At 63.5% G+C, this 13,502-nt stretch carries 14 protein-coding genes; 9 read left to right on the top strand and 5 right to left on the bottom strand.

What is annotated here, in order from left to right; all coding sequences use genetic code 11:
- Positions 1 to 77 precede the first annotated feature (77 nt).
- Positions 78 to 677 carry a cold-shock protein gene (locus FIU81_RS06810; RefSeq protein WP_124112808.1) on the bottom strand — a complete coding sequence of 200 codons (600 nt, stop codon included), beginning with the start codon at positions 675 to 677 and terminating at the stop codon, positions 78 to 80.
- A gap of 93 nt (positions 678 to 770) precedes the next feature.
- Entirely contained in the window at positions 771 to 1,376 is a 606-nt protein-coding gene (pdxH, locus tag FIU81_RS06805) for a pyridoxamine 5'-phosphate oxidase (RefSeq protein WP_124112807.1), read from the bottom strand.
- Positions 1,377 to 1,459: 83 nt separating this feature from the next.
- Between pdxH and fabI the strand changes: the two genes are divergently transcribed.
- The 4 genes from fabI (at position 1,460) to FIU81_RS06785 (ending at position 4,027) form a co-directional block, all read left to right on the top strand.
- Positions 1,460 to 2,263, top strand: coding sequence for an enoyl-ACP reductase FabI (fabI, locus tag FIU81_RS06800; RefSeq protein ID WP_124112806.1), 804 nt, complete (start codon positions 1,460 to 1,462; stop codon positions 2,261 to 2,263).
- A gap of 6 nt (positions 2,264 to 2,269) precedes the next feature.
- On the top strand, positions 2,270 to 2,884 hold the full coding sequence (locus FIU81_RS06795; protein WP_124112805.1) for a LysE family translocator: 615 nt from the start codon (positions 2,270 to 2,272) through the stop codon (positions 2,882 to 2,884).
- Between the two features lie 11 nt (positions 2,885 to 2,895).
- Positions 2,896 to 3,417, top strand: coding sequence for a xanthine phosphoribosyltransferase (gene gpt / locus FIU81_RS06790; protein ID WP_124112804.1), 522 nt, complete (start codon positions 2,896 to 2,898; stop codon positions 3,415 to 3,417).
- Between the two features lie 67 nt (positions 3,418 to 3,484).
- The gene (locus FIU81_RS06785) at positions 3,485 to 4,027 is read left to right on the top strand and encodes a methyltransferase family protein (RefSeq protein WP_124112803.1); all 543 of its coding nucleotides are present in this window, start codon (positions 3,485 to 3,487) and stop codon (positions 4,025 to 4,027) included.
- On the opposite strand, the gene FIU81_RS06780 is transcribed toward FIU81_RS06785, so the two are convergent.
- The 3 genes from FIU81_RS06780 to FIU81_RS06770 form a co-directional block, all read right to left on the bottom strand.
- Complete coding sequence (locus FIU81_RS06780; protein ID WP_124112802.1) at positions 4,024 to 4,272, bottom strand: excalibur calcium-binding domain-containing protein; 249 nt, start codon at positions 4,270 to 4,272, stop codon at positions 4,024 to 4,026. The genes FIU81_RS06785 and FIU81_RS06780 overlap by 4 nt on opposite strands.
- Positions 4,273 to 4,309: 37 nt before the next feature.
- Positions 4,310 to 7,789, bottom strand: coding sequence for a transcription-repair coupling factor (mfd, locus tag FIU81_RS06775; RefSeq protein WP_124112801.1), 3,480 nt, complete (start codon positions 7,787 to 7,789; stop codon positions 4,310 to 4,312).
- A gap of 143 nt (positions 7,790 to 7,932) precedes the next feature.
- Positions 7,933 to 8,790 carry a neutral zinc metallopeptidase gene (locus FIU81_RS06770; protein WP_124112800.1) on the bottom strand — a complete coding sequence of 286 codons (858 nt, stop codon included), beginning with the start codon at positions 8,788 to 8,790 and terminating at the stop codon, positions 7,933 to 7,935.
- An 82-nt stretch (positions 8,791 to 8,872) separates the two neighbouring features.
- On the opposite strand from FIU81_RS06770, the gene FIU81_RS06765 reads away from it, so the two are divergent.
- From FIU81_RS06765 to FIU81_RS06745, 5 genes are all read left to right on the top strand, one after another.
- A complete protein-coding gene (locus tag FIU81_RS06765; protein ID WP_124112799.1) occupies positions 8,873 to 9,451 on the top strand; it encodes a YqaA family protein in 579 nt (192 codons plus the stop codon).
- Between the two features lie 14 nt (positions 9,452 to 9,465).
- Positions 9,466 to 9,915, top strand: a complete 450-nt coding sequence (locus tag FIU81_RS06760) for a disulfide bond formation protein B (RefSeq protein ID WP_320414796.1) — start codon at positions 9,466 to 9,468, stop codon at positions 9,913 to 9,915.
- Positions 9,916 to 9,960: 45 nt separating this feature from the next.
- The gene (rocF, locus tag FIU81_RS06755) at positions 9,961 to 10,878 is read left to right on the top strand and encodes an arginase (protein ID WP_124112797.1); all 918 of its coding nucleotides are present in this window, start codon (positions 9,961 to 9,963) and stop codon (positions 10,876 to 10,878) included.
- The gene (locus FIU81_RS06750) at positions 10,875 to 11,924 is read left to right on the top strand and encodes an ornithine cyclodeaminase (RefSeq protein ID WP_124112796.1); all 1,050 of its coding nucleotides are present in this window, start codon (positions 10,875 to 10,877) and stop codon (positions 11,922 to 11,924) included. The genes rocF and FIU81_RS06750 overlap by 4 nt, the downstream gene beginning before the upstream one ends.
- Before the next feature lie 302 nt (positions 11,925 to 12,226).
- Positions 12,227 to 13,480, top strand: a complete 1,254-nt coding sequence (locus tag FIU81_RS06745) for a Zn-dependent hydrolase (protein ID WP_124112795.1) — start codon at positions 12,227 to 12,229, stop codon at positions 13,478 to 13,480.
- Positions 13,481 to 13,502 lie beyond the last annotated feature (22 nt).

The raw sequence follows: 13,502 nt of genomic DNA, 5'->3' as shown, positions 1-13,502 counted from the left end.
ACGCAGTTCGACAGACTCAGGCGCGCATTGCGCTGTTGCGAACCCTGCGGACGCGACGACGCCCAGAAACGCCGTGACTACTCCGCAGCCTCGCGGCCCTGAAATTCGACCACGCTGTCGGTCTCGGCCGAAAGCTCCGCCAATCCGGTATTGCCCACTGCGTGTTCCCATGCGTTCACCTGTGTCGCCAAGCGTCCACGGGCGCCTTCGGCCACGCGGATCGCGATCGCCTCGCCGGGTTGCAGGTCGGCCAGGGATGACCGGCGCAGAACCTCGACGTGGATGAATACATCTTCGCCGAGACCGAAGACATTGGCAAACCCGAAGCCCTTGGCGCGGTCGAACCATTTGACGCGGGCCGGCTCCAGATCGCCACCGACGAGCGTTTCGTCGAACGGCAGGCTGCGCGACATGCCATCGTCGGCGCCTTCGAATTCGGGCGCTTCGATTTCCAGAACTTCCTGTGCCTGAATACCACGGTCGGTCTCGACCACACGCAGACGCACCTTGGCACCGTCTGCCACACTGTTCTGGCCGAAGTTGCGCAGCACATTGGCGTGAAGAAGAATATCGCGTGCAACGCCTTCGCAAACGACGAAACCATAGCCTTTCGTACTGTCGAACCACTTCACCAGACCTGAATGGACGGTAGATTCCTCAGATGTGTCGTCAGGCATATGTCCTCCGTGGAAGCGTTCTATCGCCCCTTGTCTGTCACGGCGGACCTGTCCCGTCCGCCGATCAATAGAGGAGGTCTACGCAATTATCGCTCAAGGAAAAAGTCTTTTCACATCCCATTGCTCATTGTTCTTGATTTTTACCCAGCGTTCCCGGTCGTGAAGGCGGTGTTCACCGTCCTGCCAGAATTCGATCTCGACGGGCCGAATGCGGAACCCGCCCCAGTGATCTGGACGCGGCGGCGCGTCGCCGAATCGATCTGCGGCTTCCTTCACCCGCGCCTCCAACGTGGCCCGGTCTGCCAAGGGACGCGACTGCTCGGACGCCCAGGCTCCCAGACGTGAGCCCAGATCGCGGGACGCATAATAGGCGTCGGCTTGTGCGCCGTCCTCACGCTCGACCGTGCCGCGCACCCGAACCTGACGCCGCATGGTCTTCCAGTGGATCGCGAAGGCCGCCTGCCCGCTGGCCGTCAACTCTAGCCCCTTGGCGCTGTCGTAATTGGTGTAGAAGACGAAGGCATCCGCCTCGATCTCTTTCAGCAGAACGATCCGCACGTTCGGCAGACCATTCGCATCCACCGTGCCAAGCGCAATGGCGTTGGGGTCGTTCGGTTCGGTCTTGGCGGCCCGCTCCATCCAGTCGCGCAGCAGTGCCACCGGATCGCTTGCGCCAAATATGCTGGTTCCCTGCGTCATGTCCGTGTTCCCGTCGCTCTTGATGACTCTATCTCTATGGCCTAATCCCGCCGGAACAGAGATCACAAGGACGGAGCGATACCATGGCGGGGATGATGGCAGGAAAACGCGGCCTCATCATGGGGTTGGCGAACGACAAGTCGATCGCCTGGGGCATCGCCAAGGCGCTGGCCGACGAAGGCGCAGAGATGTGCTTTTCGTATCAAGGCGAGGCGCTGAAGAAGCGCGTCGGCCCGCTCGCCGAAAAGGTTGGTTCCGACTTTCTGGTCGAATGCAACGTGGCCGACATGGGCAGCCTGGATGCGCTGTTCGATCAGATCAAAGAGCGTTGGGGCAAGATCGACTTCGTCGTCCACGCCATTGGATTTTCGGACAAATCCGAACTGCGTGGGCGCTACGTCGACACCAGCCGCGAGAACTTCCAGATGTCTCTGGATATCTCGTGCTATTCGTTCACCGCCGTGATGCAGCGCGCCGAAAAGCTGATGACAGACGGCGGATCGGCCCTGACGCTGACCTACTACGGCGCCGAAAAGGTTATGCCGCATTATAACGTGATGGGCGTGGCCAAGGCCGCATTGGAAGCCAGCGTGCGCTACATGGCCGAGGATCTTGGCCGCGACGGTATCCGCGTGAATGCCATCAGCGCGGGAACGATCAAAACGCTGGCTGCCAGCGGCATCGGCGATTTTCGCTACATCATGAAGTGGAACGAATACAACTCTCCCCTGCGCCGGACGGTGACGCAGGAAGAGGTGGGCAAATCCGCGCTCTATCTGCTGTCCGACCTTGGCTCTGCCGTGACCGGAGAGATCCTGCATGTGGACTCGGGCTACCATGTTGTCGGCATGAAGAACCCCGACGCGCCCGATATCACTCGTGACTGACCCGCGATGAGCCTTGCGGCCTTCATCGGCGTGGCGATTGCCCATCTTCTCGCGGCGATCTCTCCGGGGCCATCCTTCGTGCTGCAAATCCGCACGGCTGTGTCCGAAGGCTTCCGCCCTGCCGCCGGGCTGGCGCTGGGGTTCGGGATTGGTGCGATGCTTTGGGCGGCGGCGGCGCTGTTGGGCCTTGCCCTGTTGTTCCAGATCGTGCCGCCCCTCTTCGTCGTCCTGAAAATCGGCGGCGGTCTGTTCCTGCTGTGGCTGGGCGTACAGATGTGGCGCCACGCGTCAGAGCCGCTGCCGACCGCCCTGCCCAATCAACCGCCGCGCGGCATGTGGTCGGCGATCCGACTGGGCACGCTGGCGCAGCTGGCCAACCCCAAGCCCGCCATCTTCTTCGGCGCTGTCTTCGTCGGCCTTGTGCCACTGACGGCGACGCTGGGGGACAAGGCCATCGTCCTGTTTAATATCCTGTGGGTCGAGGTGGCGTGGTATCTGATCACCGCGCGCCTGTTCTCACTGCCTGGACCGCGCGCGGTCTATACGCGCGCGAAAGGCTGGCTGGATCGCGGGATGGGCACCATACTGGGCGCACTGGGTGTGCGCGTCGCACTGACTTAAAGGAGACCGCCATGACCGACCGCTTGCCCCACGAGAAGGGCTTTCACGTCAGCTGGGACCAGCTGCACCGCGATGCCCGCGCGCTGGCGTGGCGGCTGGATGGCATGGGCCCCGATGGCGATGCGGGCGACAAGGGCGGTGGCTGGCGTGCTGTCGTGGCGATCACGCGCGGCGGCATGGCGCCTGCGATGATCGTGGCGCGGGAACTGGACATCCGCACCGTCGATACGATCAGCGTGAAGTCCTACGATCATCAGTCGCAAAGCCATGCCAAGGTGCTGAAGTCGCCAGATTCCGAGATGATGGGCGACGGCTCCGGAATCCTGGTGGTCGACGATCTGGTCGACTCGGGCCGCACGCTGGAACTGGTGCGAGAGCTTTATCCGAACGCGCATTTCGCCACCGTCTACGCCAAACCCAAGGGGCGCGCGCAGGTGGATACCTTCATCACCGAGGTCAGCCAGGACACGTGGATCTTCTTCCCCTGGGACATGGGCCTGCAATACGTGCCCCCCTACCGCGGCACCGATTGATGGGACTTCAGGGCTCTGCCCTCGCGGCTGCGCCGCTCACCCGAGGTATTTGCGGAACGATGAAGCCATGAGCGTCTGGCTGCTGCTGTCTTTGGGCGCGTCTGCCGCGTGGGGCGTGATTCTGTTCGTATCCGATCGCGGCATCGCGCAGATTTGGCCCCCAAGGCGCGGCGGTTGGGTATCAGCGATCTGGGCGTGGGGCCTGACCACGGCGATCTACGTCGGCCTTATCAATGCAGGTTCAGAGGCGTGGAACCTGTTGGGATGGCCCGCTTGGTTCCGCTGGGGCATTGGCGGCGTGGCCCTGACGGCGCTGTCCTTCTGGGTGCAAGGGCGCGGCATCTGGGATCTGGGGCTGGGCGGCACGAGTGGCTGGGACGTGGGGCTGGTCAAGACCGGGTCCTACGCACACCGGAGGCACCCGCAATACGCAGGCCAGATCGTCAGCCTGATCGGGCTGGGGCTACTGTTCGCGGCGCCGTCATCTCTGATTGCAGCGGCGGCGGGCTGCGCGGCGCTGGGCTATGCAAGCTGGGTTGAAGATCGTGCGCTAGCCCGACGGCACGGGGCGGCACATGCAGATTATCGAAAGCGTGTCCGGTTCTTTTAGCAGCGTGTGTTGCCGCATATCGACTCGCAAGGGATGCCGTCGCGGTCCCGGTCGCGTGCCGTATCACCGCAAACAACGAGAGCATGACAGGCTTCTGCGCAGGATCGCATCTGACCACAGGTCTTGCGCGAGCAACTGAACGTCTGCGCTGTCAGGAACGGTGCGAAGGCCGTCTCTGCCAACGGTTTGGGATCGGCGAAAGCGGGGTCGGCGATGAAGGCCAAGACGAGAATCGTACGGAACATGGCGAAAGGTTAACGAAAGGTTAACTCTGATCAAGCCCTACCCTGCCTTTGCTCTCTTCTCCTTCTCAGACCTAACGTGCCGCGCCAATTCCTGCGCCACCGCGAAGCTGCCCTTGATCTTCTGGCTGTCCTTGGTCCAGTCGCGGCGGACAATGATCTTGTTGTCCTTCACCTTCGCCTCGCCGTCCTGATCCTTGATGAAGGCCACCAGCCCTTCGGGAGAGGCGAACTTATCGTTATGGAACTGGATCGTGACGCCCTTCGGCCCGGCGTCGAGCTTGGCGATCCCGGCCTTCTTGCATTCGGCCTTGATGCGTACGACCAGCAGCAGAGTGTTCACCTCGCGCGGGAGTTCGCCGAAACGGTCGATCAGTTCGGCGGCGAAGCCTTCCAGTTCCACCTTCGTCGTCAGGTCGGACAGGCGACGGTAAAGTCCAAGGCGTACATCCAGATCGGGTACGTAATCTTCCGGTATCAGGACCGGAACCCCAAGGTTGATCTGCGGAGACCAATCGCTGTCGCCGAGCTCTATAGCGCCTTCGAGTTCGCCGGACTTCAGCTTGGAGATCGTTTCCTCGAGCATCGACTGATACAACTCGAAGCCCACTTCCCGGATCTGGCCGGACTGTTCCTCTCCAACAAGGTTGCCCGCGCCCCGGATATCCAAATCCTGGCTGGCAAGCGTAAATCCGGCGCCCAGCGAGTCCAGCGACCCCAAAACGCGCAGGCGCTTGTCGGCGGTCGGCGTCAGCTTGGTGCGTGGCTTAGTGGTCATGTAGGCGTAGGCGCGCGTCTTGGCGCGACCGACGCGACCCCGAATCTGGTACAGCTGCGCAAGGCCGAACATATCCGCGCGCCACACAACCATCGTATTCGCGGTCGGGATATCAAGACCCGATTCCACGATGGTCGTCGCCAGAAGCACATCATACTTGCCGTCGTAGAAGGCGTTCATCCGGTCATCGAGCTCTCCCGCCGCCATCTGACCGTTGGCCGAGACGTAGCTGATTTCCGGCACCTCTTCCTTCAAGAACTCTTCCAGCTCTGTCAGGTCGGTGATGCGCGGAGCGACGAGGAAACTTTGCCCGCCGCGATAATGTTCGCGCAACAGGGCTTCGCGGATCGTCACCGCGTCGAACTCGGACACGTAGGTGCGGATGGCCAAGCGGTCGACGGGCGGCGTACCGATGATCGACAGATCGCGCACGCCAGTCAGCGACATCTGCAACGTGCGCGGGATCGGCGTCGCGGTCAGGGTCAGGACATGCACGTCCGTTCGTAGGGACTTCAGCCGTTCCTTGTGGTTCACGCCGAAGCGCTGTTCCTCGTCGATGACCAGCAGGCCGAGATTCTTGAACTTCACCGATTTCGCTAGCAACGCGTGGGTGCCGATGACGATATCGCAGGTGCCGTCGGCGATGCCCTGGCGGGTCAGTTTGGCGTCCTTGTCGGATACGAAGCGCGACAGTTGGCGGACCTGCACCGGGAATCCTCGGAAGCGGTCAGCGAAGGACTTGTAGTGCTGCCGCGCCAGCAGTGTGGTCGGCGCGATAACAGCGACCTGCACGCCCGACATGGCGGCGATAAAGGCGGCGCGCATGGCGACCTCTGTCTTGCCGAAGCCCACGTCGCCGACGATCAGACGGTCCATGGGCGTGCCGGACCCAAGGTCGGCCATCACGTCCTCGATGGCGGACATCTGATCCTCAGTCTCCTCGTACGGGAATCGGGCCGAGAAATCTTCCCAGGCGTGGGTCTCTGGCTCCAGCACGGGGGCCTTGCGCAGCAGGCGTTCGGCGGCGATGCGGATCAGGCGATCTGCGATTTCACGGATGCGCTGCTTCAGCTTGGCCTTCTTCGACTGCCAAGCACCGCCGCCCAGCCTGTCGAGCATCCCCTCTTCGTGACCGAAGCGGGACAGCAGTTCGATGTTTTCCACGGGAAGGAACAGGCGATCGCCGCCCTGATACTCGATCAGTACGCACTCGTGGGCCGCACCGGCGGCGGTGACGACTTCCATCCCCTGAAAGCGCCCGACACCGTGGTCTACGTGAACGACCAGATCGCCTTGGCTGAGCGACTGCGCTTCGGTCAGGAAATTCTCGGCCCGTTTGCGCTTGGGGCTCTTGCGCACCAGCCGGTCGCCCAGAACGTCCTGTTCCGAGATCACCGTCAGATGCGTGCCGTCGATCGCGCCCTCGAACCCGTGCTCCAGCCCCCAGACGACGAGATGCAGGCCGCCTTTGCCTTCTGGCACGTCGCGGAAATCGCGGATCAGCGTCGCGCCATCAACATCCTCGTCTTCCAGCAGACCTTGCAGACGTTCGCGCGCGCCATCGGAATAGCTGGCGACGATGACCTGCCCATCTTTGCGCTTTGCCTTTACATGATCGGCCAACGCACCGAAAAGGCTAACGCTTTCCTGCTGACGCTCGGGGCTGAAGTTGCGCCCGATTCGTCCACCTGCATCTGCGACACCGGGGCCGGTCGCCTGTGCCAGCGGGTGAAAGCGCACGATACGGTGGCCCTTGATCGCCGTCTCCCACGCGGCATCGTCCAGATACAGCGTCTCTGGCGGTGCGGGCTTGTAGACGGAATCTACGCGGCCCTTCTTCGTCATCGCGTCTTTGCGGTTGTCGTATTGGTCGGCGATGGTGTCCCACCGCCCCAGCCGAGCAGGCGTGACCTGATCGTCCAGCGTGATCGCGGCATCGGGCAGGTAGTCGAACAGCGTCTCCAGCTTGTCGTGGAAGAAACCCAGCCAGTGCTCGATCCCCGCATGTTTGCGGCCTGCGCTGACGGCCTCGTACAGCGGATCGTCGGTGCCCGCCGCGCCGAATTCGATGCGGTAGTTCTGGCGAAAGCGGGTGATGGCGGCCTCATCCAGAATGACTTCTGACACCGGGGCAAGTTCGACTTCCTTCAGCTTGTCGGTGGTGCGCTGGGTCGCGGCATCGAAGCGGCGCGCGCCGTCCAGCGTATCGCCGAACAGATCCAGGCGCACGGGGCTGTCGTGACCCGGCGGCCAGACGTCGATGATGCCGCCGCGGATCGCGTAGTCGCCCTGTTCGATGACGGTGGGGGCTTGGGTAAATCCCATACGCACCAGAAACTTGCGCAGCCCTTCTTCATCCAGCCGCGACCCAACGGTCGCGGTGAAGCTGGCGTCTGCCACCGTATCGCGGGGCGGCACCTTTTGCGTCGCGGCGTTCAGCGTGGTCAAAAGGACGAACCGTTTGGGCATCGCGTGGCACAGGGCGGCCAGCGTCGCCATGCGCTGCGCCGAGATGTCGGCGTTCGGGCTGACGCGGTCATAGGGGAGGCAGTCCCACGCCGGGAAGGTAAAAACCGGCAGGCCGGGGTCGAAGAAGGCCAAGGCGGCTTGCATCGCGGCCATCCGCTTGTCGTCGCGCGCGACATGGACGACCTGCCCCGCCTTGCCGACTTCGGACAGGACGAGATGGGCGTCGAAGCCTTCGGGTGCTCCGCCGAGCGAGATGCGTTTGGTGTCTGGCATGGCGCGTCAGGTAAGGGGTGGCGCGGGGGTGTCAATGCGGTTCAGAGGCGCTGCCAGCCCGCGACACATATTTCGGGAATGATGGCGATGGCACGACGAAACCCCGGACGCGCGCCAGGGTCCCACTGAAATGTGCGCTGCGACTACAGCCGATCCGCGCTGAACGTATCGCATTCGCGCATGTCGCCGGTGTCGAAGCCACGCGCGAACCAGCGTTGGCGCTGCTCTGACGTGCCGTGGGTGAAGGTATGCGGATTGGGCGCACGGCCCGCGTTGCGTTGCAGCGTGTCGTCGCCGATCTGCTTGGCGGCGTTCATCGCCTCTCCCACATCGCCCTTGTCCAGTGAGTCGAAGCGTTCGTCCGCCTTCGCCGCCCAGATGCCCGCGAAGCAATCGGCCTGAAGCTCGATCCTGACGGAAATCGCGTTCGCCTCGCGTTCCGACACGCGCTGCCGAATGGCGTTGGCTTCAGATAGAATGCCCAACTCGTCCTGCACGTGATGCGCGATCTCATGTGCGACGACGTAGGCCGCCGCGAAGTCGCCACCCGCGCCCAGACGGCGCTCCATGGTGACGAAGAAGTCCGTATCCAGATACGCTTTCTCATCCGCCGGGCAGTAGAACGGCCCCGACGCGCCCGAGGCCCCGCCGCAGGGCGATTGGGTGACGCCTTTGAACAGCACCATGGTCGCCGGGTCGTAGGGTCGGCCCACCTGTTCGGCGAAGACGTCGGCCCAAACTTCCTCGGTATCTGCCAAGGTGACGGCGACGAACTGGGCGCGTTCCTCATCGGCGGCGGTGATTTGACCGCCCCCTTGCGGCTGCTGGACCGAGGCGTCCTGCAACAGCGGCGTCAGGTCGATCCCGAAGATCCAGCCGATCACGACGATGGCAAGGATGCCCAAGCTGCCGCCGCCCACGACACGCGCGCCACCGCTTCCGCCGCCCCGGCTGCGCCGATCTTCGATGTTGCGGCTTTGCCGCCGTCCCCGCCACTGCATCGCGCTCTCCTGACCTGTTCGGGCAGATCATAGCGCCGCTTTGCGGCTTGACCCAGCCCAAGCCGCATGGTCCTTCGCAAACATGCTACGACGCCTTTACGACTGGACCCTTTCGCTGGCTTCCCACCCACAGGCCCTATGGGTTCTGGCGGTCGTCGCCTTCGTGGAATCGTCCATCTTCCCGATCCCGCCTGATGTGTTGATGATCCCGATGATCCTTGCGACCCCGCGCCGTGCATGGCTGATCGCGGGCGTGGCGACGGTATCGTCAGTGCTTGGGGGATTGGCCGGCTACGGAATCGGCTACGGCCTGATGGATCAGGTCGGGCGGCCCGTTCTGGAGTTCTACGGCAAGGACGCCTACTTCGGAGAGTTCGAGGCGCGCTACAACGAATTCGGTGCCTGGGCCGTGCTGATCGCGGGCGTCACGCCGTTCCCGTTCAAGGTCATCACCATACTGTCCGGCGTCACCGCCCTGTCGCTGCCGGTGTTCATCGTGGCATCCATCGTCGCACGCGGACTGCGATTCTTCTTGGTTGCAGCGCTTCTGCGTGCCTTCGGCGAGCCGATCCGCGACTTCATCGAGCGCCGCTTGGGCTTGGTCTTCGTGGTCTTCTGCATCGTTCTGGTCGGCGGCTTCATCGCGGTGAAATACCTATGACCGCGCGGCGTCTGATGCTTCTGGCGGCGGCCGGTTCCGCCCTGCTTCTGGCCGGAGCCTATGTGTTTCAAGCGCTTGGATACGCCCCCTGCAAACTGTGCCTGTGGCAGCGATGGCCCCATTGGGCGGCGATCGGACTGGGCGTGGTCGCCTTCGTCTGGGCGCGATGGCCGGTGGCGCTTCTCGGCGCGCTTGCCGCCCTGACCACGGCCGGGATCGGCATCTATCATACGGGCGTCGAGCGTGGCTGGTGGCCCGGCCCTTCCTCTTGCTCGGGCGGCGGCGATCTGTCGGGCCTGTCCGGCGCGGACATGCTGTCGGTCGAGACGGTGGACAAGGTCATCATGTGCGACGCCGTTTCCTGGGCCTTTGCCGGGCTGTCTATGGCGTCCTGGAACGCGGTGGCGTCTTTCGTGTTGGCCGGGTTCTGGGCGCTTGCCTTGACGCGGGCGTTTCGCAGCTAGGCCCCTGGCCGGCTTGGGTATTTCCAACGATAAAGGTGCTGGCAGATGGCTGAAGTGACGCTGATCGGAGTGCCCTTGGATTGCGGCAAGTCCCGCTCGGGCTGCATCATGGGGCCGGACGCCTATCGCGTCGCAGGCCTTGCACCCACGCTGGAAGGCTTGGGTCATTCGGTTCGCGACATCGGCAATCTGACGCCCGGCGCGGATGTGCAGCACGACTGGCGTCCGCATCTTGTGGCCCCCGGTCGGGTGGCGGCTTGGACCGAGACGCTCATCGACGCCGGGCGCGGCATTGACGGGCTGCCGATTTTCATGGGCGGCGATCACGCGTTGGCGCTGGGTAGCGTTGCTGCAATGGCCGCGCGGGCGGCGGACAGGGGCCGGGCGTTCTTTGTGCTTTGGCTCGACGCGCACACCGACTTCCACACGCCCGCCACGACGGAAAGCGGCAACCTGCACGGAACGCCGGTGGCCTATGTCACGGGGCAGGACGGGTTCGACGGATTTACCCCCCTGCCCGCCCCCGTCTTCTTGGGAAACATAAGCATGATGGGTCTGCGCTCTGTCGATCCCAGCGAACGCACCCGGCTTGAAAGCAGCCAGGCCGATTTGCACGACATGCGCAGCATCGACGAAACGGGATTTGCGGCTCCCCTGCGATCCTTCCTGTCGCGGGTCGCGGATGCGGGTGACGTGGACCTGCATGTGTCGCTCGACGTCGATTTTCTTGATCCTTCCATCGCACCTGCCGTTGGCACCACCGTTCCCGGCGGCGCGACGTTCCGAGAGGCGCATCTGGTGATGGAGATGCTGTCGGAAAGCGGACTGGTGACATCCCTTGATCTGGTCGAGCTGAACCCCGCGCTGGATGAACGGGGCCGAACAGCCCGGCTAATGGTGGACCTTACAGCATCCTTGATGGGTAAACGCATCTTCGATCGCCCAACGCGGAGCTTCCAATGACCGCCCCTGGAAAGCTGGCCATGGTGCCTTTCGTTTCGGTGGCCGACATGATGCGACTGGTGCATCGCGTTGGGCTGACGACAATGCTGGCGGACTTGGCCGAGGCCATAGAAGCCGATTTCCGCCGTTGGGAGAGCTTTGACAAGGTGGCGCGCGTCGCGTCGCATTCCGATGTCGGCGTGATCGAATTGATGCCGACGTCGGACGGAGACCTCTACGGGTTCAAATATGTTAACGGCCATCCCAAGAACATGGCCCAGGGACGCCAGACCGTTACCGCCTTTGGCTTGCTGGCCGAGGTAGACAACGGCTACCCTGTCCTGCTGTCGGAGATGACGGTGCTGACAGCCCTGCGCACGGCGGCGACCAGTGCGATGGCGGCCAAGTGGCTTGCGCCGAGGAATGCCCGCGTCATGGCGATGATCGGCAACGGCGCGCAAGCAGAGTTCCAGGCGCTGGCGATGAAGGGCACCGTTGGGATAGACACGGTACGGCTTTGGGATATCGACCCGGCGGCGACAGCCAAGGTCGAGCGAAATCTTGCGGGTACCGGCCTGAATGTCGTGTCCTGCGGGTCGGCGGAAGAGGCGATGATCGGCGCGCAGATCGTCACCACATGCACCGCCGACAAGCAATTCGCGACGATTTTGACCGACAACATGCTGGGCGCCGGTGTCCATCTTAACGCCGTCGGTGGCGATTGTCCGGGCAAGACCGAACTGCACCGCGATATCCTTGGCCGTTCGAACGTCTTCGTGGAGTTTCCGCCGCAGACCCGGGTCGAAGGCGAGATTCAGCAGGTGGCCGACGATTTTCCCGTCACTGAACTGTGGCAAGTGATCGCCGGGACTGCACCGGGGCGCGTAAGCGTGGATCAAGTCACATTGTTCGACAGCGTCGGCTTCGCGATCGAGGACTTTTCGGCGTTGAAGTACGTGCTGAAGAAAGCGCGCGAGACCGGCGTATTCGAAGAGTTGGACCTTCTGGCCGACCCTGACGACCCGCGCGACCTGTTCGGTATGCTCATGCGGGCGGCGGAACGCTGATCGAAACAGACCGTCATGGGGCTGGCCCGGCTTTTCAGAATGTCCCGACGACAGGACCTATGACATACCCGGCCTGACGGCTTGCAACACAGAACGCCGAAGCCCCAAGCGAAGCGCTTTCGATTTGGATCTCTGTGTCTATGGCGCCCGAGCTGTAACGCTCTCTTGCCGCTGGAGAATCGCGCATCGCGTTTTGAACCTCGCCCGATTTTGCGCCATTTGCCTATCCCTCCGGCGCTTGTCTTGACTGGCCTCCTTTCGCTGGTAGCGTCGTGTGCACAGCCACCGACAGGACAGCGCCCATGCCAGACGCCCCCGGCCAGAACATGCAGATCGACGGCGACCGCCTGTGGGACAGCTTGATGGAGATGGCCAAGATCGGCCCCGGCGTCGCGGGCGGCAACAACCGCCAGACGCTGACCGACGCCGATGCGGAAGGTCGCGCGCTGTTCCAGTCGTGGTGCGAAGCGGCGGGCTGCACCATGGGGCTGGACAGCATGGGCAATATGTTCGCCCGGCGCGAGGGCACGGACCCCGACGCCCTGCCCGTCTATGTGGGCAGCCACCTCGACACGCAGCCGACGGGTGGCAAATACGACGGAGTTTTGGGCGTCCTTGGCGGGCTGGAAATCGTGCGCACGCTGAACGACCTGAACGTGAAGACCAAGCACCCCATCGTCGTCACCAACTGGACGAACGAGGAAGGCACCCGCTTCGCCCCCGCCATGCTGTCGTCCGGCGTCTTCGCGGGCGTCCACGATCAGGACTGGGCCGAGCATCGCACCGACGCGGCCGGGGCCCGCTTCGGGGATGAGCTGGACCGTATCGGCTGGCGCGGCGAGGAACCCGTGGGCGCGCGCAAAATGCACGCCTTTTTTGAGCTGCACATCGAACAGGGCCCGATCCTAGAGGCCGAGGACACCCAGATCGGCGTCGTCACCCACGGTCAGGGCCTGTCGTGGACGCAGGTGACGATCACCGGCAAGGACAGCCACACAGGCTCTACCCCCATGCCCATGCGCCGCAACGCAGGCCTTGGCATGGCGCGCGTGCTGGAGGCGGTCGAACGCATCGCCCTGTCCCACGCCCCCGATGCCGTGGGGGCTGCGGGCCACATCGACGTTTACCCCAACTCGCGCAACGTGATCCCCGGCAAGGTGGTCTTCACCGTGGACTTCCGTTCGCCCGACCTCTCGGTGATCGAGGACATGGAGAAACGCCTGCGCGAGGAAGGACAGCAGATCGCGCAGGACATGGGTTTGGGAATCGACTTCGAAAAGGTCGGCGGCTTCGATCCGGTGGCGTTCGATGAAGATTGCGTGGGCGCCGTGCGATCAGCCGCCGAACGCCTCGGCTACTCGCACATGGATATCATCTCCGGCGCTGGCCACGACGCCTGCTGGATCAACCGCGTCGCCCCCTCGGCTATGATCATGTGCCCTTGCATCGATGGTTTGTCCCACAACGAAGCCGAAGAGATCACGAAGGATTGGGCCAAGGCCGGGGCGGATGTATTGTTGCATGCGGTGGTGGAGACGGCGGGGGTGGAGGGGTGAATTGGTCGAAAGGGCTCTTTCG

This window comes from Palleronia sp. THAF1 (assembly GCF_009363795.1).
In the GTDB taxonomy this organism is placed as follows: Bacteria; Pseudomonadota; Alphaproteobacteria; order Rhodobacterales; family Rhodobacteraceae; genus Palleronia.
The sequence above is the reverse complement of the archived record's forward strand: the minus strand, read 5'-3'. Positions and strand labels throughout refer to the sequence as shown.

Excerpts from the sequence above, each read along its gene's own strand:
- FIU81_RS06765 (WP_124112799.1), top strand. The coding sequence starts at position 8,873 with ATGCTACGACGCCTTTACGACTGGACCCTTTCGCTGGCTTCCCACCCA.
- FIU81_RS06795 (WP_124112805.1), top strand. The coding sequence starts at position 2,270 with ATGAGCCTTGCGGCCTTCATCGGCGTGGCGATTGCCCATCTTCTCGCG.
- FIU81_RS06780 (WP_124112802.1), bottom strand. The coding sequence starts at position 4,272 with ATGTTCCGTACGATTCTCGTCTTGGCCTTCATCGCCGACCCCGCTTTC.
- gpt (WP_124112804.1), top strand. The coding sequence starts at position 2,896 with ATGACCGACCGCTTGCCCCACGAGAAGGGCTTTCACGTCAGCTGGGAC.
- FIU81_RS06770 (WP_124112800.1), bottom strand. The coding sequence starts at position 8,790 with ATGCAGTGGCGGGGACGGCGGCAAAGCCGCAACATCGAAGATCGGCGC.
- fabI (WP_124112806.1), top strand. The coding sequence starts at position 1,460 with ATGGCGGGGATGATGGCAGGAAAACGCGGCCTCATCATGGGGTTGGCG.
- rocF (WP_124112797.1), top strand. The coding sequence starts at position 9,961 with ATGGCTGAAGTGACGCTGATCGGAGTGCCCTTGGATTGCGGCAAGTCC.
- FIU81_RS06785 (WP_124112803.1), top strand. The coding sequence starts at position 3,485 with ATGAGCGTCTGGCTGCTGCTGTCTTTGGGCGCGTCTGCCGCGTGGGGC.
- FIU81_RS06750 (WP_124112796.1), top strand. The coding sequence starts at position 10,875 with ATGACCGCCCCTGGAAAGCTGGCCATGGTGCCTTTCGTTTCGGTGGCC.
- mfd (WP_124112801.1), bottom strand. The coding sequence starts at position 7,789 with ATGCCAGACACCAAACGCATCTCGCTCGGCGGAGCACCCGAAGGCTTC.
- FIU81_RS06760 (WP_320414796.1), top strand. The coding sequence starts at position 9,466 with ATGCTTCTGGCGGCGGCCGGTTCCGCCCTGCTTCTGGCCGGAGCCTAT.
- FIU81_RS06810 (WP_124112808.1), bottom strand. The coding sequence starts at position 677 with ATGCCTGACGACACATCTGAGGAATCTACCGTCCATTCAGGTCTGGTG.
- FIU81_RS06745 (WP_124112795.1), top strand. The coding sequence starts at position 12,227 with ATGCCAGACGCCCCCGGCCAGAACATGCAGATCGACGGCGACCGCCTG.
- pdxH (WP_124112807.1), bottom strand. The coding sequence starts at position 1,376 with ATGACGCAGGGAACCAGCATATTTGGCGCAAGCGATCCGGTGGCACTG.